Origin of the sequence: Saccharothrix sp. 6-C (genome assembly GCF_016695385.1) — a bacterium.
Classification (GTDB): Bacteria; Actinomycetota; Actinomycetes; order Mycobacteriales; family Pseudonocardiaceae; genus Actinosynnema; species Actinosynnema texasense.
This window is the reverse complement of the sequence record NZ_CP064192.1, coordinates 1,630,928-1,653,835: the sequence shown is the minus strand read 5'-3', so window position 1 is coordinate 1,653,835 and position 22,908 is coordinate 1,630,928. Positions and strand designations below refer to the sequence as shown.

Sequence of the window (22,908 nt, the reverse complement as noted above, 5' to 3'; positions counted from 1 at the left end):
AGATGCCGTCGCAGGGCGACGACGCGGGCGCCGCGCGTGCATAGCGTCAGGTGACATGAAACGAGTTCTCGCGACAGCGGTGATCGCGGCACTGACCCTGACCGCGGTGGGCACGGCCAACGCCGAGCACCGGCCCGACACCAGGACCCTCCAGCGGCACGCCGACGCGTTGCTGCGACAGGGCGCGCCCGGCGTGCTGGTCGAAGTGGACACCCCGCGCGGTGACGTGCGGGTGCGCAGCGGTTACGGCGACGTCGACCGGCGCACGCCCGTGCCGTGGCAGGCGAAGTTCCGCATCGGCAGCTACACCAAGACGTTCGTGGCGGCGACCGTGCTGCAACTGGTCGGCGAGGGCCGCATGTCCCTGGACGACACGGTCGAGCGGTGGCTGCCCGGTGTCGTCGCCGGCAACGGCAACGACGGCACGAAGATCACCGTGCGGCACCTGTTGCAGCACACCAGCGGCCTGAACAACTACGTGGGCCAACTGCCGGAGCTGTTCCTGGAGGACCGGTTCGACGAGATCCGGTTCCGGACCCACCGCCCCGAGCAGCTCGTCGCGCTCGCCACGCGGGTGCCGCCGGACTTCCAGCCCGGCGAGCAGTGGAACTACTCCAACACCGGCTACCTCCTGGCCGGGATGATCGTCGAACGGGTCACCGGCAACACCTGGCAGCACGAGGTGCGCACCCGCATCGTGCAGCCGCTCGGCCTGCGGGACACCTCCCTGCCGGGCACGTCCGCGTTCCTGCCGGGGCCGCACGCCACGGCGTACGAGCGGTTCCCGGAGAAGGGCCTGGAAGCCGACCCGACCGACCCGCGGTACGGCCGGGCGCTCGACGTGACGCACTACAACCCGTCCTGGGGCGGCGCGGCCGGCGACATGATCAGCACCACCGAGGACGGCAACAAGTTCCTCAAGGCGCTGATCGGCGGCAAGGTGCTGCGTCCCGCGCAGCTCGCCGAGATGACGAAGACGGTGCGCGCGCCGAAGCTCGACCCGGGGTGGGCGGGCGCCGAGTACGGGCTCGGTCTCATGTGGATCCCGAACTCGTGCGGCGGCCACTGGTCGCACGGCGGCAACATCCCCGGCTTCATGACCCGCAACGGCGTGACGGCGGACGGCAAGCGCAGCGTGATGGTGTCGGTCAACACCGACTCGATGGTGGCCGAGCCCGGTGCGCCCCGGTTGACGAAGGAAGTCACCGTGGACCTGGTCGACCACGCGCTCTGCGGTCTGAAGTAGACCCCCCCGACCGGCGGTGGGACGTCCGCGTGGCGCCCCACCGCCGTGTCACGTCCGCGAGGCGTCCCGGACCAGCAGCGCCGCCTGCACCCGGTTCTGGCAGCCCAGCTTGGCCAGGATGCGGCTCACGTAGGTCTTGATCGTGGCTTCGCTCATGTGCACGCGGCGGCCCACCTCGGCGTTCGACAGCCCTTGCGCGACCAGCGCGGCGATGTCCGACTCGCGCGGCGTGAGCGCGGCGAGCCTGCGTGCCGCGTCCTCGGCGCCACCGTCCACCGCGACCATCCCGAGCACGTGCCGCGTCACGGCGGGCGACAGGTACGCCTCACCGGCGTGCACGGCCCGCACGGCGCGGATCAGCTCGTCCGGCGCGCAGTTCTTGAGCACGAACCCGTCGACCCCCTGGCGCAGCGCCAACCGCACGTTGGCCTCGTCGCCGAACGCGGTCAGCACCACCACGCGCGGCCCGCTCAACGCGGCGGCCGCGGCCAGGCCGCCCATCACCGGCATGGCGAGGTCGAGGAGCGCCACGTCCACGCGGTGCCGGCGGGCGGCGTCCACGGCTTCGCGGCCGTCGGCGGCCACCGCCACCACGTCGAGGTCGCCCGCCGACTCCAGCACCGCCCGGATGCCCGCCGTGATCAGCGGCTCGTCGTCGGCGACCAGCACCTTGATCACGGGACGGCCTCGACCCGCTCCGGCGCCACGGGCAGCATCGCGACCAGGCGGAACCCGCCCGGCTCGGCGCGCACGCGCAGCAGGCCGCCGGCCGACCGGACCCGTTCGGCCAGGCCCGCCAGCCCCGTTCCCCCGGCGCCGCCGACCTGCTCGCGCGTCGGGTTGGCCACGGCCACCAGCAGCGCGTCGGGCTGCCAGGTCAGCGACACCACCACCGGCTCGCCGGGCGCGTGCCGGGCGGCGTTGGTCAGCCCTTCCTGCACGACCCGGTAGGCGGCGTGGCCCGCGTCGCCGGTCGCGAGCGGCCGGGCGGGGCCCGAGCGCTCGACGGTCACCGCGACGCCCGCGCGGCGGAACTGCGCCACCACGTCGTCGACGCCCTCCAGGCCGGGCGACGCGCGGAGGGTGGCCACGACGGCGTGCAGCTCGTCCACGGCGGTGCGGGCGGCGTGCGCGAGGTTGCGCGCCACCGGGCGCTGGTCGGCCGGCAGCGGGGCCACCTCCAGCGCCGCGGCCTGCACCGAGACCAGGCTGAGCCACCGGCCGAGCGAGTCGTGCATGTCCGCCGCGATGCGCCGCCGTTCCCGCGACCGCTCCCGCTCGGCGTGCAGCCGCCGTTCCCGGCGCAGCCGCTCGGCCTGCCTGGTGAAGTGCACACCCGCGACCAGCGGCATCGCCACCAGCAGCGCGATGCGGGCCAGCGCGGGGTACGGCTCGGTCGCGGGCAGCGGCGTCGGCGCCAGCAGCACGACCGGGTAGGCGATGGCGGCGGTGACGGTCAGGACCAGCTGCCGGCGGGAGGTCACGTGCCGGCCCGCCTGGTAGCTCGTGCACGCCAGCAGGGCCAGCGCGCCGCCGGTGAGCAGCGCCGACGCCAGCGCGATCGGGAACGCCACGAGCGGGCGGCGGGCGGCCAGGAGCATCACCGCGGCGGTCAGCGCGGCCCACGCGGCCAGTCCCGCGGCCGACGTGCCGACCAGCCACCCGAACCCCGTGTCGGCCACCACCACTGCGAGCGGCAGCGCAGTCCTCGCCATGGCCGCCACCCTAGCCATGCGACCGACGGGTCCACTTTGGTGAACACCGCCGGCGACGATCGCGGACAGCCGCGGGAGGCGAGGGCTTCCTAGCGTGGTCGGCGTGATCAAACTCCTGCTACCGCTGCTGCTCGTCGTGCCCGCGCACGTCGACCGGCCACCCGCGCTCGACTGGCAGCCCTGTCCCGGTGACAGCGCGGTCGCCGCCCAGTGCGCCGACCTGGCCGTGCCCCTCACCGCCACCCGCGCCATCACGGTGAAGCTGGGCCGCCTGCCCGCCACCGGCGTCCGCAAGGGCACGGTCCTGGTCAACTTCGGCGGGCCCCAGGGCGACCAGATCGCGATCATGCGGTCCCGGCCGCGGATCTTCGACCGGATCCGCGAGTCCATGGACGTCGTCACGTGGGACCCGCGCGGCTACCCCGGTCTGAGCGGTCCGGTGCTGGACTGCGACTGGCGGACGCTGCGCACGCCCCGCTTCCCCACCGACCAGGCCGGGTTCGACCGGCTCGTCGCCGAGAACCGCGCGCGGGGCGACCGGTGCCGCGACACCGACCCCGAGCTGGTCGACCGGATGGACTCCGGCAGCGACGCCCGTGACGTCGAGGTGATCCGGGTCGCGCTCGGCGAGCCCAGGGTGAACTTCATCGGCACGTCCTACGGCGGCGTGATCGCGCAGTCCTACGCCCGGCAGTTCCCGCACCGGGTGCGCACGGTCTACGTCGACGGCACGGGCAACCACAGCACGCGTGACTGGGACCGGGAGCTCGACGCCATGGCCCGGGACTACGAAGCGGTCGTGCGGCGGTTCCTCGACTGGGCCGGGCCGGGCGTCGAGGAGCGCTGGCAGGCCCTGGTCGCCAAGGCCGACGCCGAGCCGGTCCCCGCGCCCTCGGTGGGCACCTCGTACGACGGCACCCAGTTGCAGGCGCTCGCGTTCGCCAAGCTCAGGCCCGGTCCGAGCCGGTGGGACGAGGCCCTGCGGGCCGTCACGGCGGCCGAGGCCGGTGACGCGTCCGGTTTCGCGCCGCCCGGCCGCGACCCGGACCCGGGGCTGCCCGGCGGCGGTGTGAAGGAGTGCCTGGACTTCCCTCGCTCGGACTTCCGGCAGGTCGAGCGCACCGTCGAACGGCTGCGGCGGATCGCGCCGAACATCGGCGCGGCGTTCCCCATGGCCTGGCACCTGCCGCTGACGTGCGCGGGCTGGCCGACGCCGACCACCAACCCGCCCGCGCCGCTGCCGTCGACGCTGCCGCCGTTCCTGGGCGCGGGCACCTGGCAGGACTACGGGCTCACGACCCGGGTCACCGACCAGGTCCGGGGCAGCCGCGCGATCTACCACGACGGTCCGGGCCACAACCTGTTCGCGGGCATGGCGAACCCGTGCGTCATCGAGCACGTGAGCGCCTACGTCACCGACCGGCGCCTGCCGCCCGCGGGCACCACCTGCCCCTGACCGCCGCCCGCCCGGCGACCGCCGCCGATCCGGCCGCGCCACCGGTCCGGGCCCGGACAGGTCATGATGTAGGCGTGGAGTCCACCCGTGTGGACCGCTGGCTGTGGGCGGTCCGACTGACCAAGACGCGATCCGATGCCGCGGCGGCGTGCAAGGGCGGGCACGTGCGCGTCAACGACCGGCCGGCCAAACCCGCCACGGCGGTGTCACCCGGTGACGAGGTGCGCGCGCGAGTGGGTGACACGACCCGGATCGTGGAGGTCGTCCGGGTGATCCAGAAACGGGTCGGCGCGGCCGACGCGGTCGGCTGCTTCATCGACCGGACCCCGCCGCCACCGCCGCCGACGGAAGCTCCCGCGCAGGTCGCCCGCCGTGAGCGCGGCGCGGGTCGACCGACCAAGCGGGAACGCCGGGTCCTGGACAAGTTCCGCACCGGCCAGTTCTGACGGCGCAGGGGCCCGCCACCCGGTGGCGGGCCCCTGCGCCGGCCGGAAAGCGCGCAGTCGACCTGGACCGTTCAGGTGAATCAGGTGACGTCCGTCTAACGGGCGATCAAGTCGAGGCGATCAAGGAAAGGAAGGCGTTCTCTCGCGTGGGCGGTCCGCACCGCCACGATGGGGAGGTGCGGTGGACCGGAAGCGGCGGGACGAGCGCAACGAACGGGTCGGGCCGGCGCGCTGGCGGCTGCGGGAAGGCGATTCGGCGGTGATCGCCGGCCGGTTCCCGGAGGCCGCCGACCAGTACGCCGTCGCCGTCTACGAGCTGGACGGCCTGGACCGCCGCGACCACGAAGTCGCCGTGCTGCTCGCCCAGGCCCTGGCCGGGCACGGGCGGATGGACGTGGAGCTCGGCAACCCGCACCGCGCGTTGCAGACCTTGACGACCGCCCTGGACCTGGTCGAGCAGGCCGAGCCGAACGGTCTGCTGCACGCGAACGCGCTCGCTTCCCTTGGGTGCGCGCTGCGCGACACGGGAGCGTTGGACGACGCGGTCGTGGCGTTCAACGACGCGTTGGCCATCCAGCGGGCCGCGGACCGGACCGGCGAGACGGTGATCCGCACGCTCAACGACCTGTCCCGCGCTTTCCGGTCGCTGGGCGAGGGGCGGGCCGCGGAGCGCGCCGCCCGGGAGGCCGTCGAGCTGGCCGAGCGGATCGCGCCCGGCGGCCTCGCGGCGGCGGTCAGCCACCACGCCCTGCGGCAGGCGCTGGACGACCTCGGGCGGGCGGACGAGGCCGAGGCGCACCTCGTGCGCGGCATCGACCTGCTGCTGCGGCACGCGCCGGACGCGTCCGTGACCGCCGACGCCGTCGACCGGTGGTGCGAGGTGCTGCTGGCGAGGGAAGGCCCGCACGACGCCCTGCCCGGCATCGACCGGCACCTCGCGGTGATCGAGCCGCGGGCGCCCGGCGCGCCGGTGGTCGGCGTGCTGCGGCTGTGGCGGGGCGTCGGCCTGGCCGCGATCGGCTCCGACGAGGCGGACACCGAGGCGTTGCGCGAGTTCGACACCGCCGAACGCGTCCTGTCCGCCCGGCCGGACCAGGCGGAGCGCGCCGCCCGGGCCAGGACCGGCCGGACGAGGTTGCTGGCGTGGCACCAGCACCCGGAGTCCGCCGAACGACCCACGTTCTAGCGCCGCGCGAACCCGCGGCACCGCGCGGCCACCGCCTCCGCCGACGCGACGACGTCGAGCAACGTCAGCGAGTCCACCCGGGAGCGTCGACGTGCGGTCGCCGACAAAAATCGCGCGCGACCTGCCCGCGCCCGGGGCATACTCGTCCGCGGACCACGCGCCTCAGGGGGACTCTTGGCGGAGAACGTCGCCTTCACCAACGCCGGTGTGGTGCTGGCCGGGACGCTGACCCTGCCGGAGGGCGGTGCGCCGGCGCCGGGCGTGGTCATGGTCGGCGGGTCGGGGCCGTCGGACCGGGACAACGACACGCACTTCCCGCCGATCCGCCGGCACCTGGTCGACGCCGGGATCGCCGTGCTGTCCTACGACAAGCGCGGCGTCGGCGAGTCCTCCGGCGACTGGCTCGACGCGACGGTCGACGACCTGGCGTCCGACGCCGCCGCCGCGCTGGACTTCCTGCGGGCGCGGCCGGAGGTGCGCGGCGGGGCGGTCGGGCTGTTCGGGCACAGCGAAGGCGGCTGGGTCGTCCTGCGGGCCGCCGCGCTGCGCGACGACGTGCCGTGGGTCGTCACCAACGGCGGTCCCGGCACGACACCCGCCGTGCAGGACCGCTACGCGCTGGCCAACGCCCTGCGGCGGACCGAGGGGATCACCGACGAGGAGGTCGACGCCGCGCTGGCCGGCTACGACCGCGTGGTCGAGGCCGGTCGGCGCGACGCCGACTTCGCCGAGGCGCTCCGCATCGCCCAGTCGCCGCCGACCGCGTTCAGCGAGCACGCCGCCGAAGTGGACGAGCGCCTCTGGGCGTTCCTCAAGCGCAAGCAGGACCACGACCCCGTGCCGGACGCGGTGCGCCTGCGCTGCCCGCACCTGGCGCTCTTCGGCGCGGCCGACGACGTGGTCCCGGTCGCCGACAGCGTCCAGCTGTTCACCGCCGCCGCCTGCCACCCCGACCGCGATCCCCGGGCGGGTTTGGCCGTCGGGGTGTTCCCCGGCGCCGACCACCGCGTCCGGACCGACGGCGGCACCCGCCTGGCGCCCGGCTACCTCGACGCCCTGACCCGGTGGATCACCGACCGGACCGACGACCGGGGCGCCTGAGCCGAGCGAGAGGAGTTCCCCATGGGTTCGTTCGACGTGCCGCTGGAGGACGGGCGCACGCAGCTCGAAGCGTTCGTCGAGGAGCACCGCGCCGCCATCGAGGCCGCTCTCGACGGCCTGTCCGAGGACCAGGCGCGCCGCCGGCTCGTCCCGTCGGCGACGACGTTGCTCGGGCTGCTCAAGCACGTCACGTGGATGCAGCGGGTGTGGTTCGAGGAGTGCGTCGGCGGCACGTCCCGCCGGGAGCTGGGCCTGGTGGGGAACCCGGACGAGTCCTTCCGGCTCTCCGACGACGACACCGTCGCCTCGGTCACGGCGGCCCACCGGGAAGCCTGCGCCACGGCCCGGGCGGCGGTCGCGGACCTGCCGCTGGACGCCGTCGTGACCGGCCACCGGACCGGACCGCGCACGCTGCACTGGGTGTACCTGCAAGTGCTGCGGGAGCTGGCCCAGCACTGCGGGCACGCCGACATCCTGCGCGAGCAGGTGCTCGCCGGCTGAGCGCCGGCCCTCAGGCGCCGGGTCCGGACCCGGCGCGCGCCGCCCCGGTCGCCCCGGGAGCGGGGTGGAGGTACTGGCGGGCCTCGTCCGCGGCGCGGGCGATGCTCCGGGAGACGAAGTCGAGGAAGCGGGCGATGTTCTCCAGGCGGGCGGCGGCCCCGGAGTCCGGGCCGAGCACGCCGACGCCCTGCCGCGCGATCTCCACGAGGTGCGCGGTGGTGCGGGCGCTGGACATCATCGACTGGTACAAGACGTCGTTGTCCACGACGTAGCGCTCGCGTCGGCGTTCGTCGCGTTCCCGGCGGACGTGGCTCAGCCCTTCCAGGACCGTGATCGCCTTGGAGACCGACGCCGGGCTGACCTGGAGCCGCTGCGCGAGCTCGGCGGCGGTGAGGCTGCCCGTGTCGGCGATGGTCAGGCAGGCCAGCACCCGGGCCGTCATCCGGGGCAGCCCCGACTGCACGAAGACGGTCGCGAACATCTCCTCGTACTCGCGCACGGCCTCGGCGTCGCCGCCGCGCGCCAGGGGGCCCGGCGGCCCGGCCTTGCGGCGCCGGCGGGCGCGGCGCCCGGTGGCGTGGTGGGCCAGGTCGGCGCGGTAGGTGGCGGGACCGCCGTTGCGCGTCACCTCCCGCGTGACGGTCGACGTCGGCCGGTCGAGGTGGCGGGCGATCTCCGCGTACGCCAGGCCTTCGGCCAGCCCCAGCGCGATCCGCCGGCGCTCCTGCTGGGTGAGCCTGCCTCCGGGCACCGCGACCTCCTCCGTGCGACGTCACGCCCACCGTAGCGTTCACGTCCGACTCATTGCAAAGATCACCTGGTGATCGTTGCGTTGACTTCAGATCCATTGCAAGGATTCGAGACGTTCGACCAGCAGAGATGAGCTTCGAATGCAACGAGATCATTGAGCGCTGCCGAAAAGCTCCTTAGCGTTTCCGTTGCCGGAAACAGCGAGGCAACTACGGCGCGAGGAGATCGACGATGGGACACCGCACGAGCGGGTTCACCGAGGCGGGACTGCGCAGGCTGCGCGACCTGCTGGCGCGGCACGTCAAGTCGAGGAAGATCCCCGGGCTGGTCGCCCTGGTCAGCCGCGGCGGCCGGACGCACGTCGAGGCGATGGGGACGATGAGCCACGACGGTGGCGCGCCGATGCGCCGGGACACGATCTTCCGGATGGCGTCGACGTCCAAGCCGGTCACGATGGCGGCGGCGATGGTGCTGCTCGACGAGTGCCGCTTGCGGCTGGACGACCCGGTCGACCCGTGGCTGCCCGAGCTCGCCGACCGCCGGGTGCTGGAGCGGCCCGACGGCCCGCTGGACGAGACCGTGCCCGCCCGGCGGCCGATCACCGTGCGGGACCTGCTGACCTCCACGTTCGGGCTCGGCGTGGACTTCGAGCTGATGGACTCGCCGATCAGGGACGCGACCTTCGAGCGGACCGACTACAGCGTGGTGTCCGGGCCGGCGCCCGAGCCGGACGAGTGGATGCGCCGCCTCGGCGAGCTGCCGCTGTCGCACCAGCCCGGCGAGCGGTGGCAGTACGACCTGAGCAACGAGGTGGTCGGCGTGCTCGTCGCCAGGGTCGCGGGCCGGTCGTTGGAGGCGTTCCTGCGCGAACGCGTCCTCGACCCGCTGGGCATGGTGGACACCGGTTTCCACGTGCCCGCCGACGGGATCGACCGGTTGCCGCCCCTGTACGGGCCCGATCCCCGGACCGGGGAGTTCCTCGTGTGGGACGAGGCGGCGGGCGGACGGGTCAGCAGGCCGCCGGTGTTCCAGGGCGGCGGCGGCGGGCTGGTCTCCACCGTCGACGACTACCACGCCTACTTCGCGATGCTGCTGAACCGCGGTGCGCACGGCAACGAGCGGATCCTGTCCCGGCCCGCGGTCGAGCTGATGACCACCAACCGCCTCACGCCGGAGCAGGAAGCCGCCCGCACCGCCATGTACCGGTCCATGGCCCACCTGTCGTCCGGTCAGGGTCAGCACGGCGGCTGGGGCTTCGGGATGGCGGTGCGCACCCGGCGCGGCGACTACGCGCCCGTCGGCCAGTTCGGCTGGGACGGCGGCACCGGCACCTCCGCCTACGCGGACCGGACCACCGGGCTCACCGGGGTCCTGCTGACCCAGGTCGGGATGTCGACCCCGGACTCGCCACGCGCCATCCACGACTTCTGGGCCACGGTCTACCAGGCGCTCGACGACTGACTCAGGACCTCGGCTCGCCCAGCTTCACGGCCACCACCCCGGCGAGGATCGACGCGCCACCGGCGAGTTGGACCAGGCCCGGCGCCTCGCCGAGCAGCAGCCAGGCGAAGATCAACGCCATCACGACCTCGGTCAGCGCCACGAACGACGACAGGCGCGAGCCGAGCCGCCTGGTCGCCGCGATGCCGGCGACGTACGCGAGGGCCGCCGTCACCACGCCGAGCACGAGCACCGGCAGCCACCACGACACGGCGAACCCGTCGAACGCGACCGGTGCGGCCGACACCGTGAACGGGACGATCCCGACCGCGCCCGCCAGCACGAGCACGACACCGCCCAGCAGCAACCCGCCGGCGGCCAGCACGGTCCCGGGCAGCCCTTCGGCGTCACGCGCGTTGAGCACGAAGTACGCCGCCGCGCCCACCATCGCGCCCAACGCCCACAGCACGCCCACGACGCTGACCCGCGCGCCGGACACGACGTCGAGCACCAGCAGCAGCCCGAGCAGGCCCAGGGCGCCGCCGAGCACCGTCAGCCGGGTGGGCCGCTGACCGTGCCGCAGCCACAGCCAGCCGACCACGGCCACCGGCGCGGTGTACTCGACCAGCAGCGCGACCCCGACCTCCATGTGCGCGACGGCGTTGAAGAACGCCAACTGGCAACCGGCCACCGCGACCAGCCCGTACACCGTGATCAGCGGCGCGGTGCGGCGCAGCAGGACCCACCGGCCGCGCAGCTGCACGACCGCGATCGGCGTCAGCACCAGGGCGGCCAGCAGCACGCGCACCGCGACCGCGGCGGCCGACGACCAGCCCGCGTCCATCAGCCCGCGGCCCAGCGGTCCGGACAACCCGAAGGACGACGCGGACAGCAGCGCGAACCCCAGCCCGGCCCGCAGGCCGGTCACCGGCCTGCCATGCGTCATCGTCGTCATGGCTGATGACGCTATGGACCCCGGGAGTAATGTGTCAACATGCTTTTCACCCATGACACGACCGCGTCGCTCGTGGCCGCGGTCGCCTTGGTGAACTCGGCCGAGGAGCCGGACACGCTGACCGACCGGGCCCAGCTCGACGCGTTCTACGCCGAGCACGGCTACACCGGCTCCCGTGCCCACGACGCGACCGAGCTGGAAGCCGTCCGCGCGCTGCGCGCCCCGTTGCGCCGCCTCCTGACCAGCGACCGCGACACGGCCGCGGGGATCGTGAACGACATCCTGGCGCGGCACCACGTCGTGCCGCAGCTCGTGCGGCACGACGGCTTCGACTACCACCTGCACGCCACCGACCCCGCCACGCCGCCGGCCGACCGGATCGCCGTCGAGACGGCCCTGGCGATGGTCGACGTGATCCGGACCGACGAGCTGAGCCGGCTGTCCGTCTGCGCCGACGACACGTGCGACGGGCTCGTGCTCGACCTGTCGCGCAACCGCTCGCGGCGCTACTGCAGCACCGCGTGCGGCAACCGGATCGCCGTCGCGGCCTACCGGGCGCGCAAGAACTGATGCCCGCTCGCACTTCGACCGCGAAGGAGGACCGACCGAACCACCAGTGAGCCACATCACTCGATTGGCGGCCTCGTCACCGGACTGATAATGATTACCATTCTCCCAGTCCTGGATCGACGCCCCCTTCGGAGGAGCACGCGTGGCGCACTTGTTGATGATCGAGAGCTGGGTCGGCGCGATGAGTTCGCTGCTGCCACGGGCGATCCACGAGTCCGGCCACCGGTTCACCTTCCTCACCCGCGACCTGCAGCACTACCTGCGGTCCGCCCCCGCGCACCCGCACCCCTTGCTGGCGGCGGACAACGTGCTCACCGCCGAGACCAACGACGTGCCGTCGCTGCTGTCCTATGTGGAGCGGATGCACGGCGTGCTGGCGTTCGACGGCGTGATCTCCTCCTGCGACTACTACCTCTCCACGGTCGCCGCCGTCGCCGCGCACCTCGGCCTGCCCGGAGCGGACCCCCGGGCCGTCGAACGCGCCTACCGCAAGGACCTCACCCGCGCGACCACCTCGGCGGCGGGCGTGCCCGGACCGCGGTTCGCGCTGACCCGGGACTGGCCCGCGACCGCCAAGGCCGCCGCCGAGCTGGGCTACCCGCTGGTGGTCAAGCCGGTCGACCTGTGCGCGGGGATGCACGTGCGCGACGTGCGCGACGAGACGGCCCTGCGCGAGGCCTACCTGGCGCTGGAGGCGTTCCCCGTCAACGCCCGCGGCCAGGAGCGGGTGCCGACCGTGCTGCTGGAGGAGCTGCTCGTCGGCCCCGAGGTGAGCGTGGAGACGGTGACCGCGGCCGGCACCACCTACGTGATCGGGGTGACCGACAAGAGCCTGGCCGGGCGGCCGTGGTTCGTGGAGAGCGGCCACATGTTCCCGGCCGCGCTCGCCGACGCCGACCGGGACGCGGCCGTGGACACCGCGGTGAACGCGATCGACGCGCTCGGCCTCGACCACGCGGTCGCGCACACCGAGGTCAAGCTGACCGCCGACGGACCCCGGCTGATCGAGGTCAACCCGCGCCCGGCGGGCAACCGGATCACCGAGCTGGTCCGCCGGGTGACCGGCGTCGACCTGCCGTCGGTGTTCGCCGAGCTCGCCGTCGGCCGCCAACCCGACCTGCGGGCCCGGGAGACCGGCGTGCGCAGCGCCGCGATCTCGTTCCTGCTGCCGCCGCGGGCGGGGGTGGTGGCGGGCATCGACGGCGTGGCCGCCCTGGCCTCGAACCCCGAGGTGGTCGACTGGTCCGCGAAGCCCGCCGGTCACCGCGCCGGCGAGCCGACCAGCAACAACAGCTACCTCGGGCACGTCATGGTCACCTCCCCCGACCTGAACGCCCGCGCCCGCGCCGAACGCGTCGTGGGCACGCTGGACGTCCGCTACGCGGAGCCCACCGCGTGACCGCGCAGGCAGACCGGCGCCCGCTGTCGGGCGTCACCGAGCTGGTCGCGCTGGCGCGGGCGGGGGCGTTGGGGCCCGACCCGGCCGAGTCCCGGGTCAGCGTCGCGTTCACCACCAGGCAGGGCGCGCGGCACGTCTCGCGGGGTCAGGCGTACCGCAACACGGTGGTCAGCGTGCGCGTCGGCGACGCGGTCGGCTCGTGCGCGGTCGAACCGGAGGGCGCGGACGACGCCGGCGTGACCGACTGCGTCGGGGAGACCGTGGCCGACCTGCTCGCCCACCCCGACACGGCGATCCGCACGGCCGTCCTGGACGCGTACCTCATGCACGCGCACCCGCACCACCTCTCCGCCGCCCGCCACGTCGTGATCGGCGCCGGCGACTCGCTGGCCAAGTCGATGGCCCGCGCGTCGGCGGTGGTCGACCTGCTCGACGCCCGGCCGGGGCAACGTGTGCTGGTCGTCGGCGTGGTCAACTCGCTGCTCCACCACCTGCGCGCCCGAGGCCTGCGCTACGTGCCGTGCGACCTCAAGGGCGGTCGCACCGAGTGGGACGAGCCGATCGTGACCGACGCGCTCGCCGCCGTCGACGACTGCGACCTGGTGCTGGCCTCCGGCATGACGGTCGGCAACGGCAGCTTCGAACCCCTGTTGCGCGCGTCCGTCGCGGCCGACCGGCCCCTGGTGGTGTTCGCCCAGACCGCGAGCGCGATCGTGCCGTGGTTCCTCGGCTCGGGCGTCACGGCGGTGTCGGCCGAGCCGTTCCCGTTCTTCTGGCTGCACGGCGGCCCGACCACGGTGCACCACTACCGGGCGCCGGGGCGTGCCCGGTGACCGCTCTCCCCCGGTCGGGCATGCGCAACCCCCACCTGTTCGACCTGCTCGGCAACACCCCGGTGGCCCGCATCGACATTCCCCTGCCCCACCGGCACGGCGGGTTCTGGGCGAAGCTGGAGTGCCTGAGCGCGGGCGGCATGAAGGCGCGGTCGGCGGTCGCGATGCTGTTAGCCGCCCGGGATCGCGGCGAGCTGCGCCCCGGCGCGGTCGTCGTGGAGTCGACCAGCGGCACGCTCGGCCTCGGCTTGGTGTTCGCCGGCCAGGCGTTGGGGCACCCGGTCGTGCTGGTGGTGGACCACGAGCTGGAGCCGTCGATGCGCGCGCTGCTGAGGGCGCACGGCGCGCGGCTGGAGGTGGTGGACCGGCCGCACCCGACCGGCGGCTGGCAGCAGGCCAGGCTGGACCGGCTGCACGCCGTGCTGCGCGGGCTGCCCGGCGCGTACTGGCCCGACCAGTACAACAACCCGGACAACCCCGCCGGGTACGCGGGCCTGGCCCGGGAGCTCGCGGCCCAGCTCGACCACGCGGACGTGCTGGTGTGCAGCGTCGGCACGGGCGGGCACAGCGCGGGCGTCGTCACGGCCCTGCGCCGGCACTGGCCGGACGTGCGGCTGATCGGCGTGGACGCGGTCGGCTCGACCATCTTCGGCCAACCCGCCCGGTCGCGGGTCATGCGCGGGCTGGGCAGCAGCATCCACCCCCGCAACGTCGCTCACGAGGAGTTCGACGAAGTGCACTGGCTGGGACCGGTCGAGGTGGTCGACGCGTGCCGCCGGCTGGCGCGGGACGGCTTCGTCACCGGCGGCTGGAGCACCGGCGCGGTCGCGCTGGTGTCGGCGTGGGCGGCGCGCGTCGAGCCGGGCGCGACCGTGGTGACGATCTTCCCGGACGGCCCGCACCGCTACCTGGGCACCATCTTCGACGACGACTTCTGCCGCTCCCGCGGGTTGCTGGCCACCCCGGCGGACCGGCCCGTCGAGATCGCGGACACCGCCGAGATCGAGGTCACCAGCTGGGCCAGGTGCCGGGCCGTCTACGCGCCCAAGGCCGTCGGGGTGCCCGCGTGAAGCTCGACTGGACGGTGTACGGGCTGGAGCTGCGCTCGCCGTTGCGCATCTCCAGGTCGGTGATGGCGCGTCGTGACGCCGTGCGCGTGATCCTGGGGTGGGAGGGGGTCCGCGGCCACGGCGAGGTCGTGACCAGCCGGTACTACGGGCTGGACGTGGACCGGATCACCGGGCTGCTGCGGGACCTCGCGCCCGTGGTCGCCTCCTGCGCGGACCCCGACGAGCTGCGGGCACGCCTGCCCGAGCTGCCGCCGGGCGTGCTCGCCGCGGTGGACGCTGCGCTGCACGACCTCGAAGCGCTGCGCGCCGGCGTCCCGGTGCACGCCGTCCTGGGCATTCCACAGTGGACGGACGTGCCGACGGCGCGCACGATCGGCATCGGCTCGGTGCGCGACGCGGCCACCGAAGCCGGCGCGTTGGCCACGCGCGGGTTCCGCGTGCTCAAGGTCAAGGTCGGCGCGGAGGACGACGTGGCCCGGGTCGAAGCGGTCCGGGCCGCCGCGCCCGACGCCCGGCTCGTCCTCGACCCGAACGGCGGCTGGACCGCCGAGCAGGCCGTGCGCGTGGTCGACCGGCTCACCGGTGTCGACGCCTTGGAGCAGCCGATCCCGCCGGGTCGGTGGGACGAGCTGGCGTGGCTGCGCGAGCGGTGCCCGGTGCCGTTGATCGCGGACGAGGACGCCGCCACGGTCGCCGACGTGCGGGCGCTGGCGGACCTGGTCGACGGGGTGAACGTCAAGCTGGCCAAGTGCGGCGGCCTCACCGCGGCGCGCGAGATCGTCGACGTCGCGCGGGCATGCGGCCTGGACGTGATGCTGGGCTGCCTGGTGGCCAGCTCGTTGGGCATCGCGCCCGCCGTGCACCTCACCGGTCACGCGCGGTGGGTCGACCTGGACGGCCACCTGCTGCTGGCCGACGACCCCTGGACCGGCATCGGCGGCGAGGACGGCACGCTGCGGCTGACCGGCGCGCCGGGGCTCGGCGTGGTGGCCCGATGAGGCGCTTCCCGCTGTCGGTGCGCCTGCTGCTGGTCAACCAGTTCGGCGTGAACACCGGCTTCTACCTGCTCATCCCCTACCTGGCGGCGCACCTGGGCGACCTGGGCCTGTCCGTGGCGACCATCGGCGTGGTCCTCGGCGTGCGGACGTTGAGCCAGCAGGGGCTGTTCCTGGTCGGCGGCACGGCGTCCGACCGGCTCGGGCCGCGCCGGGTCATCATCGCGGGCTGCGCGGTCCGGGCCGTCGGGTTCGGGCTGTTCGCGGCGGGCGAGTCGGTGGCGGTGCTGTTGGCCGCGTCCGTCCTCAGCGGGCTGGCGGGCGCGTTGTTCAACCCGGCCGTGCGCGCCTACATCGCCGAGGAGTCCGAGGACCGGGCCGGCGCGTTCGCGCTGTTCAACACCTACGGGCAGGCGGGGGCGCTGGCCGGGCCGCTGCTGGGCGGCCTGCTGCTGCTGTGGGACTTCCGGCTCGCGGCGCTGGTCGCGGCCGGCATCTTCGCCGCGCTCACCGTCGCGCAGGCCGTGGTGCTGCCCGACCGCCCCGCGGCGCCGCACCGGGGCACGGTGCTGGACGACTGGCGCGAGTGCCTGACCGACCGGCGGTTCCTGGCGTTCACCGGCGCGTTGACGGGCGTGTTCGTGTTGCAGAACCAGCTCTACCTGGTGCTGCCGCTGGAGGCGCGACGGCTGAGCGGGTCGTCGTTCGCCGTCGCCGCGGTGTTCCTGGTGTCGACCGTCGCCACCCTGCTGTTCCAGGTGCGCATCACCCGGGCGCTGGACCGGTTCGCGCGCGGGCGGGCCATCGCGCTCGGCATCGCGGTGATGGGGCTGGGTTTCGTCGCCACGGCGGTGAGCCACCTGGGGTCGCTCGGCGGCATCACGCCGGTGCTCGTCGCCACGCTGCTGCTGTCGCTCGGCGTGATGATCTCCCAGCCGTTCGTCTACGAGTTGATCCCGGCGTTCGGCCGCACCGGGTTGGCGGGCACCTACTTCGGCGTGTTCTACCTGGCCTCCGGTCTCGCCGCGGCACTGGGGAACGCGGTGATCGGCTGGGTGTTCGGCCGGTCGGCCCCGGCCGCGTCGCTGCTGTGCGTGGCGGTCGGGCTCGGCTGCGCGGCGGCCGTGGCCCGGCTGCACCGGCGTGGCGTGCTGACCGCGAACCGAGAGGTGGCCACATGAGCGAGAACCTGCTGACCGACAACCCCGGCCTGTACGAGCAGCAGTTCCCCGACCCCGACCACGTCGCCGCCCGGTTCACGCACGACGTTGTGACGCGGTTCGGCGGGGGCCGGGCCCTGCTGGACGTCGGCTGCGGCACCGGCCGCGACGCCGGCCACCTGGCGGGCCTCGGCTACGACGTGGTCGGCCTGGACAGCTCCGAGCGCATGGTCCAGCACGCCCGCGCGCACCACCCGGCGGTCGAGTTCGCGCTCGGCGACATGCGGACGTTCGACCTCGGCCGGCGCTTCGACGTGATCACGTGCCTGGACAGCGCCCTGCTGTACTGCCACACGAACGCCGACCTGGACGAGTTCCTGCGCCGCTGCCGCGAGCACCTGGAACCGGGCGGCCTGCTGGTGGCGGAGATGCGCAACGGCGCGTTCTTCCTCGGCAGCACCGAGCTGCTCGACGACGTCCGCACCCGCACGGTCGTCTGGGAAGGCGTCTCCTACACCTCGCACACCCGGCTCTGGATCGACCACGCCGCCCAACTGCTGCGCCGCCGCCGCGAGTGGTGGTGGCCCGGCGCGCAGCCGCTGGTGCAGCGCTCGGCGTGGCGGCTGCTGTTCCCGCAGGAGCTGCGGCACTTCCTCGACCACGCCGGCTTCGACGTGCTCGCCCTGTTCGACTCGCCGGGACCGCGTACCGAACCTCCCTGGGCGCCCGACCGGCCGTGGACGGCCGACGCCGAACCGGGCGCAGCCCTCTCCGGCGACCGCCTGCACCTCGTCGCGCGCCTGCGCCACTGAAAGGAACGACATGCACCCCCTCAACCGCCGCGGTTTCCTCGGCCTCACCGCCGGCCTCTCGATCGCCGCCCTCACCGGGTGCGGCGCCGCCGAGCCGACCTCCTCCGCGTCCGCCCCGCGCGCCGGTGGCCGGCTGCGCGCCGCGTTCGCCGGCGGCGGCGCCAAGGAGGTGCTCGACCCGCACCTGGCGAACCTGTTCGTCGAGGCCGCCCGGTCCAAGGCGCTGTTCGACAAGCTCGCCGACCTCGGCCCGGACGTCTCCGCCCAGCCCAGACTCGCCGAGAAGTGGGAGCCGGACGCCACCCTGACCCGCTGGCGGATCACGCTGCGGCCGGCCACGTTCCACAACGGGCAGCCGGTGCGCGCGCAGGACGTGCTGGCCAGCTACGCCCGCATCCTCGACCCGGCCCGCGCGTTCCGGGCCAAGTCCAGCCTCGCGCTGATCGACCTGCCGAACAGCCGCGCGGTGGACGAGCGGACGGTGGAGTTCGCGCTGAAGCGGCCGTTCGTGGAGTTCCCGAACGTGCTGGCGGCGTTCGGCGCGTACATCGTGCCCGCCGGCACGGAGGACTTCACCACGCCCGTCGGCTCCGGGCCGTTCCGCTTCGTGTCGTTCGAGCCGGGCAAGTCGGTGCTGCTCAAGAAGCACGACGGGTACTGGGAGGGCGCGCCGCACCTGGACGAGCTGGAGTTCGTGATCGCCAACGAGGAGTCGGCGCGGGCGAACGCGCTGCTCGGCGGCCAGGTCGAGTACGCCCACGACCTCACCCCGACCACCGCGCGCAGCCACGCGGCGGGCGACCGGATGGCGATCCACCGCGCGCCCAACAGCGCCGTGCAGGCGTTCGCGATGAAGCTGGACCGGCCGCCGTTCGACAACCGGGACCTGCGCGAGGCGATGTTCCTGCTCGCCGACCGGCCGCAGCTGGTCGAGTCGGTGCTCGCGGGCAGCGGGCAGGTGGGCAACGACCTGTTCGGCAAGGGCTACCAGCACTACGCCGACGACATCCCGCAGCGCACGCGCGACCTGGACAAGGCGAAGTTCCTGATCCGCCGCGCGGGCGCCGAGGGCCTCACGGTGAAGCTGGACACCTCCACCGCCGCGGCCGGCATGGTCGAGGCCGCCACGGTGTTCGCCGACCAGGTCAAGGGCTCGGGGCTGACCGTCGAGGTGGTCACCGGCAACAAGGACAGCTACTGGTCCGACACGCTCAAGAACGGCTCGCTGTCGAGCTTCCGGTCCGGCGCGATGCCCATCGAGACCCACATCGCGCAACGCCTGCTCAGCGGTTCGGGCACCAACATGACCAAGTGGACCCGTCCCGGGTTCGACGCCCTGTACGACCAGGCGGTGTCCACTGTGGACGACAAGGGGCGCGGTGAGGTGTACCGGGAGATGCAGCGCTCCCTGCACGCCGAGGGCGGCTACCTGATGTGGGGCTTCGCGGACTGGATCGTCGGCGCCGCGCCGAACGTCGGCGGCATCTCCACCGCGCCCGCGAACACGCTCGACTGGGCGCGGTTCGACCGGGTGTGGCTGGGATGAGCTTGCGCCGGTACGCGGCCCGGCGGCTGGCCATCGGCCTGGTCCAGGTGCTCGCCGTCGTCACCGCGGTGTTCCTGCTGGTGCAGGCGTTGCCGGGCGACGCGGCGGTGGCGTTGGCCGGCGACAACCCGGACCCGGCGCGGATCGAGCAGATCCGCGCCGCGATGGGCCTGGACCGGCCCGCGGTGCAGCGGTTCGGCGACTGGCTGTGGGGGTTGGCGCGGGGCGACTTCGGCGAGTCGCTGATCTCCGGGCGGCCGGTGGCCGAGTTCCTGCACGACGGGTTGGGGCCGACGCTCGTGCTGGCCGTGCTCGCCCTGGTGCTGCTGGTCCCCCTGGCGGTGCTGCTGGGCGTGCTGGCGGCGTTGCGCGAGGGCGGCCCGCTGGACAAGGCGGTCACGACGGTGACCGTGGGCCTGCACTCGATCCCCGAGTTCGCGCTGGCCGTGGTGCTGATCGCGGTGTTCGGGGTGCAGCTCCGGTGGCTGCCGCCCACCGCGGTCGGCGCCGACCTGCTCGGGCAGCCCGCCGTGCTGGTGCTGCCGCTGGTGGTGCTGGTCGCGCGGCCGCTGTGCTCGATCAGCCGGCTCGTCCGGGCCGGGATGATCGACGCGCTGGCCTCCGACCACGTCCGGCACGCGCGGCGGCTGGGCATCGGGGTGGCGCGGGTCCGGTTCGCGCACGCGTTGCCGACCGCGCTGGCCCCGGCCGTGCAGCAGGTGGCGCGGACCACCGACTGGCTGCTCGGCGGCGTGATCGTGGTCGAGGCGGTGTTCGTCATCCCCGGCCTGGGCACGATCCTGGTCGACGCGGTCGCGGGCCGCGACCTGCCGGTGGTGCAGGGCCTCGCGGTGGTGTTCGCGGTGACCACGGTGGTGGTGAACCTGGTCGCGGACCTGCTCGTGTTCCGGCTCGCGCCGCGATCGGTGGCGATCGCGTGAGGGGCGTCGGCCGGCTGCTCCTGGTGGTGCCGCTGGCGTTGGCGCTGGTGGGGCCGTGGTTCGTGCCGGACGAGCCGACGCGCGGCGCGCCGTTCGCGGAGAACGCGTCGCTGGGCACGGACTTCGTCGGCCGGGACGTGTGGCACCAGGTGCTCGCGGGCGGGCAGACGGTGGTGCTGGTGGCGTTGCTGGCGTCGGTGTCGTCCTACCTGCTGGGCGTGCCGTGGGGGGTGGTCGCCGCGATGACCCGCCTGCGGATCGTGGACGAGGTGCTGATGCGGCCCCTCGACCTGCTGCTCGCGGTGCCGTCGCTGCTGGTGCTGATCCTGGTCGCGGCGATCGCCGGGCCGGGGCTGCCGGTGCTCGTCGGCGTGGTGGCGCTGGTCAACTTCCCGGACGTGGCGCGGATCTCGCGGGCCGCTGCGCTGGAGATCGCCGGGCGGCCCGCGCTGGAGGCGATGCGGTTGCAGGGCGAGACGTGGTGGCGGACGTCCATCGTCTACACGGGACGGTCGATGCTGCGGACCCTGGCGGCCGACCTCGGCGTGCGGCTGACCGGCGCGCTGTACCTGGTCGCCTCAGCCAGCTTCCTCGGTGTCGGCGTCGCGCCGGACGCCGCCGACTGGGCCGTCATGGTCGACCGCAACCGGGTGGGGCTGTTCATCCAGCCGTGGGCGGTGGTCGTGCCCGCGTTGCTGATCGTGGCGTTGTCGGTGGGGTTGAACCTGGTGTTCGACCGGGCGTTGCGGGCGGAGGCGCGGACGTGACGACTGTGGTGCACGTGGAGGGCCTGCGCGCGGTGGCCGGGTCGCGGACGCTGGTCGACGGCGTCAGCTTCGCGCTGTCCGCCGGGCAGGTGGTGGCGCTGGTCGGCGCGTCCGGCAGCGGCAAGACCACCACCGGGTTGGCGCTGCTCGGCGAGCACGCGCCCGGGGTGACGGTGACCGGGCGGATCACGGTGACCGGGCGGGTCGGGTTCGTGCCGCAGCAGCCCTCGGCGGCGCTGAACCCGGTGCGGCGGCTCGGTGGCGTGTTCCGGGAGATCGCCGCGCTGCACCCCGGCGACCGCGACGCGGTGATCGCCGACGCGCTGCGCCGGGCCCGGGTGCCGGTGGAGCTGCTGCGCCGCTACCCGCACGAGCTGTCCGGCGGCCAGCAGCAGCGGGTGGTGCTGGCGCAGGCGCTGGTCGGCGCCCCGGCGGTGCTGGTCGCGGACGAGCCGACCACCGGCCAGGACCCGATCACCCGGGCCGAGGTGGTGGACGAGCTGTCGTCGGTCGTGGCGCAGGGCGTGGCGTTGGTGCTGCTCACCCACGACCTGGACGTGGTGCGGGCGTTGGCCGACGAGGTCGTGGTGCTGCGGGCGGGCCAGGTGGTGGAGGCGGGTCCGGTGGCCGACGTGCTCGACCGGCCGCGGTCGGCCTACACCGCCGCGCTGGTCGCGGCGCAGCCCCGGGTCGCGGTGCCCGCCGAGCGGCCCGCCGCGCCGGACCGACTGGAGACGCGCGCGGTCACGGCCCGGCACCGCGCCACGACCGTGCTGCACGACGTGGACGTCCGGGTGGGCGCCGGCGAGTGCCTGGCCGTCGTGGGGCGGTCCGGGAGCGGCAAGACCACGCTGGCCCGGTGCGTCGCCGGGCTGCACGCCGGGTTCACCGGTGACGTGCTGCTCGACGGGCGCCCGCTGCCCCGGTCGTTGCGCCGCCGTTCACGGGCGCAGCTGGCGGCGGTGCAGTACGTGTTCCAGGACGCCCGCGCGTCGTTCGACGCCCACCGCACCGTGCTCGACCAGGTCGGCCGGACCGCCGTGCGGCTCGGCGGGGTGGCCGACGCGCGTTCGGCGGCGTTGGCGGAGCTGGCGGCCGTGGGGCTGGACGAGGCGACCGTGACCCGGCGACCGGCCGCGCTGTCCGGTGGCGAGCTGCAACGCGCGGCGCTGGTGCGGGCGCTGCTGGCCCGGCCGGACGTGCTGGTGTGCGACGAGATCACCTCCGGCCTCGACACCCTGACCCAGGCGAGCCTGCTCGACCAGCTCGCCGCGCTGACCTGCACCGTGGTGCTGATCAGCCACGACCTGGCCGTCGTCGCGCGGCTGGCCGACCGCGTCGCCGTGCTGCACCGGGGGCACGTCGTCGAGCACGGCCCGGCGGGCGACGTCCTGGGCTCCCCCACCCACCCGGTGACCATCGGCCTGCTGGGCCGCTCGATGGAAGGAACAGAGGAGAGGAAGACATGACCGTGTACCACCGCGAAGTAGGGCCCTACGAGGTCCGCCTGGCTTCGCCGTCCGATGTGGACGGCGCGCGCAGCGTCATGCTGGACACGTTCTACCAGGAGTTCGGTTACGGCTACCGGCCCGAGTGGCACCGCGACGTGGTCGACCTCGACGGCGCGTACCTGCGGCCGGCGCGGCACGCGTTGTTCGTCGCGGTCAAGGGCGACGAGGTGGTGGGCACGACCGGTGTGCGCGCCACGGCGCCGGCCAGCCCGCCGCACCCCGCGTGGCTGGCCGCGCGGTACGCCGACGGCAGCACGGCGCAGTTGTTCCGCGTGTACGTGCGGCCCGACCACCGCCGGGCCGGGCTGGCGCGGGCGCTGGTCGGGATGGCCACCGCGTTCGTCGCGGCCACGCCCGGCTACGAGCAGCTCTACCTGCACACCGACACCCGGATCGCGGGGGCCGAGCCGTTCTGGCGTTCCGTGGCCGAGGAGGTGCACGACGCTCGTGACGGCGACCCGATCAGCTTCCAGACCGTCCACTTCGAGATCCCGCTGGCGCGCTGATC

The 22,908-nt window shown here is 74.2% G+C and carries 23 protein-coding genes; 19 read left to right on the top strand and 4 right to left on the bottom strand.

The features are described 5' to 3' along the window. The first annotated feature begins 55 nt into the window (after positions 1-55). A complete protein-coding gene (locus tag IOD16_RS07670; RefSeq protein ID WP_201439476.1) occupies positions 56-1,246 on the top strand; it encodes a serine hydrolase domain-containing protein in 1,191 nt (396 codons plus the stop codon). Positions 1,247-1,294: 48 nt separating this feature from the next. Here the strand turns inward: IOD16_RS07670 and IOD16_RS07665 are convergent, their stop codons facing one another. Continuing rightward, on the bottom strand, positions 1,295-1,924 hold the full coding sequence (locus IOD16_RS07665) for a response regulator (protein ID WP_201439475.1): 630 nt from the start codon (positions 1,922-1,924) through the stop codon (positions 1,295-1,297). Then, the gene (locus tag IOD16_RS07660) at positions 1,921-2,961 is read right to left on the bottom strand and encodes a sensor histidine kinase (protein ID WP_201439474.1); all 1,041 of its coding nucleotides are present in this window, start codon (positions 2,959-2,961) and stop codon (positions 1,921-1,923) included. The genes IOD16_RS07665 and IOD16_RS07660 overlap by 4 nt, the downstream gene beginning before the upstream one ends. 103 nt (positions 2,962-3,064) lie before the next feature. Here IOD16_RS07660 and IOD16_RS07655 point away from each other — a divergent pair, with 103 nt between their 5' ends. The 5 genes from IOD16_RS07655 (at position 3,065) to IOD16_RS07635 (ending at position 7,651) form a co-directional block, all read left to right on the top strand. Continuing rightward, the gene (locus IOD16_RS07655) at positions 3,065-4,417 is read left to right on the top strand and encodes an alpha/beta fold hydrolase (protein WP_201439473.1); all 1,353 of its coding nucleotides are present in this window, start codon (positions 3,065-3,067) and stop codon (positions 4,415-4,417) included. 74 nt (positions 4,418-4,491) lie between these two features. After that, positions 4,492-4,863 (top strand): RNA-binding S4 domain-containing protein, encoded by a 372-nt coding sequence (locus tag IOD16_RS07650; RefSeq protein ID WP_123742885.1) that lies wholly within the window; start codon positions 4,492-4,494, stop codon positions 4,861-4,863. Positions 4,864-5,044: 181 nt separating this feature from the next. Then, complete coding sequence (locus IOD16_RS07645) at positions 5,045-6,049, top strand: tetratricopeptide repeat protein (RefSeq protein ID WP_201439472.1); 1,005 nt, start codon at positions 5,045-5,047, stop codon at positions 6,047-6,049. A 174-nt stretch (positions 6,050-6,223) separates the two neighbouring features. Then, a complete protein-coding gene (locus IOD16_RS07640) occupies positions 6,224-7,150 on the top strand; it encodes an alpha/beta hydrolase family protein (RefSeq protein WP_201439471.1) in 927 nt (308 codons plus the stop codon). Positions 7,151-7,171: 21 nt separating this feature from the next. Then, positions 7,172-7,651, top strand: coding sequence for a DinB family protein (locus IOD16_RS07635; protein ID WP_201439470.1), 480 nt, complete (start codon positions 7,172-7,174; stop codon positions 7,649-7,651). A 10-nt stretch (positions 7,652-7,661) separates the two neighbouring features. Here IOD16_RS07635 and IOD16_RS07630 read toward each other — a convergent pair whose 3' ends face one another. Beyond that, the gene (locus IOD16_RS07630) at positions 7,662-8,402 is read right to left on the bottom strand and encodes a GbsR/MarR family transcriptional regulator (RefSeq protein ID WP_201439469.1); all 741 of its coding nucleotides are present in this window, start codon (positions 8,400-8,402) and stop codon (positions 7,662-7,664) included. A gap of 230 nt (positions 8,403-8,632) precedes the next feature. On the opposite strand from IOD16_RS07630, the gene IOD16_RS07625 reads away from it, so the two are divergent. Next, the gene (locus IOD16_RS07625) at positions 8,633-9,862 is read left to right on the top strand and encodes a serine hydrolase domain-containing protein (RefSeq protein ID WP_201439468.1); all 1,230 of its coding nucleotides are present in this window, start codon (positions 8,633-8,635) and stop codon (positions 9,860-9,862) included. Between the two features lies 1 nt (position 9,863). Here IOD16_RS07625 and IOD16_RS07620 read toward each other — a convergent pair whose 3' ends face one another. Further along, positions 9,864-10,796 carry an EamA family transporter gene (locus IOD16_RS07620; RefSeq protein ID WP_201439467.1) on the bottom strand — a complete coding sequence of 311 codons (933 nt, stop codon included), beginning with the start codon at positions 10,794-10,796 and terminating at the stop codon, positions 9,864-9,866. A gap of 39 nt (positions 10,797-10,835) precedes the next feature. Here IOD16_RS07620 and IOD16_RS07615 point away from each other — a divergent pair, with 39 nt between their 5' ends. The 12 genes from IOD16_RS07615 (at position 10,836) to IOD16_RS07560 (ending at position 22,906) form a co-directional block, all read left to right on the top strand. After that, the gene (locus IOD16_RS07615) at positions 10,836-11,366 is read left to right on the top strand and encodes a CGNR zinc finger domain-containing protein (protein ID WP_201439466.1); all 531 of its coding nucleotides are present in this window, start codon (positions 10,836-10,838) and stop codon (positions 11,364-11,366) included. Between the two features lie 142 nt (positions 11,367-11,508). Further along, positions 11,509-12,765, top strand: a complete 1,257-nt coding sequence (locus tag IOD16_RS07610) for an ATP-grasp domain-containing protein (protein ID WP_201439465.1) — start codon at positions 11,509-11,511, stop codon at positions 12,763-12,765. Then, positions 12,762-13,598, top strand: a complete 837-nt coding sequence (locus tag IOD16_RS07605; RefSeq protein WP_236594804.1) for a Rossmann-like domain-containing protein — start codon at positions 12,762-12,764, stop codon at positions 13,596-13,598. Before IOD16_RS07610 ends, IOD16_RS07605 begins: the two co-directional genes overlap by 4 nt. Beyond that, positions 13,595-14,668 carry a PLP-dependent cysteine synthase family protein gene (locus IOD16_RS07600; protein WP_442978096.1) on the top strand — a complete coding sequence of 358 codons (1,074 nt, stop codon included), beginning with the start codon at positions 13,595-13,597 and terminating at the stop codon, positions 14,666-14,668. The genes IOD16_RS07605 and IOD16_RS07600 overlap by 4 nt, the downstream gene beginning before the upstream one ends. After that, entirely contained in the window at positions 14,665-15,666 is a 1,002-nt protein-coding gene (locus tag IOD16_RS07595) for a dipeptide epimerase (RefSeq protein WP_236594803.1), read from the top strand. Before IOD16_RS07600 ends, IOD16_RS07595 begins: the two co-directional genes overlap by 4 nt. Next, positions 15,663-16,844 carry an MFS transporter gene (locus IOD16_RS07590; protein ID WP_201439464.1) on the top strand — a complete coding sequence of 394 codons (1,182 nt, stop codon included), beginning with the start codon at positions 15,663-15,665 and terminating at the stop codon, positions 16,842-16,844. The genes IOD16_RS07595 and IOD16_RS07590 overlap by 4 nt, the downstream gene beginning before the upstream one ends. Next, a complete protein-coding gene (locus IOD16_RS07585) occupies positions 16,841-17,635 on the top strand; it encodes a class I SAM-dependent methyltransferase (protein ID WP_201439463.1) in 795 nt (264 codons plus the stop codon). The genes IOD16_RS07590 and IOD16_RS07585 overlap by 4 nt, the downstream gene beginning before the upstream one ends. Before the next feature lie 10 nt (positions 17,636-17,645). After that, positions 17,646-19,181 (top strand): ABC transporter substrate-binding protein, encoded by a 1,536-nt coding sequence (locus tag IOD16_RS07580; protein ID WP_201439462.1) that lies wholly within the window; start codon positions 17,646-17,648, stop codon positions 19,179-19,181. Further along, a complete protein-coding gene (locus IOD16_RS07575; RefSeq protein ID WP_201439461.1) occupies positions 19,178-20,122 on the top strand; it encodes an ABC transporter permease in 945 nt (314 codons plus the stop codon). Before IOD16_RS07580 ends, IOD16_RS07575 begins: the two co-directional genes overlap by 4 nt. Then, on the top strand, positions 20,119-20,889 hold the full coding sequence (locus IOD16_RS07570) for an ABC transporter permease (protein WP_236594802.1): 771 nt from the start codon (positions 20,119-20,121) through the stop codon (positions 20,887-20,889). Before IOD16_RS07575 ends, IOD16_RS07570 begins: the two co-directional genes overlap by 4 nt. Continuing rightward, a complete protein-coding gene (locus IOD16_RS07565) occupies positions 20,886-22,358 on the top strand; it encodes an ABC transporter ATP-binding protein (protein ID WP_236594801.1) in 1,473 nt (490 codons plus the stop codon). The genes IOD16_RS07570 and IOD16_RS07565 overlap by 4 nt, the downstream gene beginning before the upstream one ends. Beyond that, complete coding sequence (locus IOD16_RS07560; RefSeq protein WP_236594800.1) at positions 22,355-22,906, top strand: GNAT family N-acetyltransferase; 552 nt, start codon at positions 22,355-22,357, stop codon at positions 22,904-22,906. Before IOD16_RS07565 ends, IOD16_RS07560 begins: the two co-directional genes overlap by 4 nt. Positions 22,907-22,908 lie beyond the last annotated feature (2 nt).

Coding starts and splice junctions, on each gene's coding strand:
- IOD16_RS07670 (WP_201439476.1), top strand. CDS start 56: ATGAAACGAGTTCTCGCGACAGCGGTGATCGCGGCACTGACCCTGACC.
- IOD16_RS07660 (WP_201439474.1), bottom strand. CDS start 2,961: ATGGCGAGGACTGCGCTGCCGCTCGCAGTGGTGGTGGCCGACACGGGG.
- IOD16_RS07635 (WP_201439470.1), top strand. CDS start 7,172: ATGGGTTCGTTCGACGTGCCGCTGGAGGACGGGCGCACGCAGCTCGAA.
- IOD16_RS07625 (WP_201439468.1), top strand. CDS start 8,633: ATGGGACACCGCACGAGCGGGTTCACCGAGGCGGGACTGCGCAGGCTG.
- IOD16_RS07620 (WP_201439467.1), bottom strand. CDS start 10,796: ATGACGACGATGACGCATGGCAGGCCGGTGACCGGCCTGCGGGCCGGG.
- IOD16_RS07615 (WP_201439466.1), top strand. CDS start 10,836: ATGCTTTTCACCCATGACACGACCGCGTCGCTCGTGGCCGCGGTCGCC.
- IOD16_RS07590 (WP_201439464.1), top strand. CDS start 15,663: ATGAGGCGCTTCCCGCTGTCGGTGCGCCTGCTGCTGGTCAACCAGTTC.
- IOD16_RS07585 (WP_201439463.1), top strand. CDS start 16,841: ATGAGCGAGAACCTGCTGACCGACAACCCCGGCCTGTACGAGCAGCAG.
- IOD16_RS07580 (WP_201439462.1), top strand. CDS start 17,646: ATGCACCCCCTCAACCGCCGCGGTTTCCTCGGCCTCACCGCCGGCCTC.
- IOD16_RS07575 (WP_201439461.1), top strand. CDS start 19,178: ATGAGCTTGCGCCGGTACGCGGCCCGGCGGCTGGCCATCGGCCTGGTC.
- IOD16_RS07560 (WP_236594800.1), top strand. CDS start 22,355: ATGACCGTGTACCACCGCGAAGTAGGGCCCTACGAGGTCCGCCTGGCT.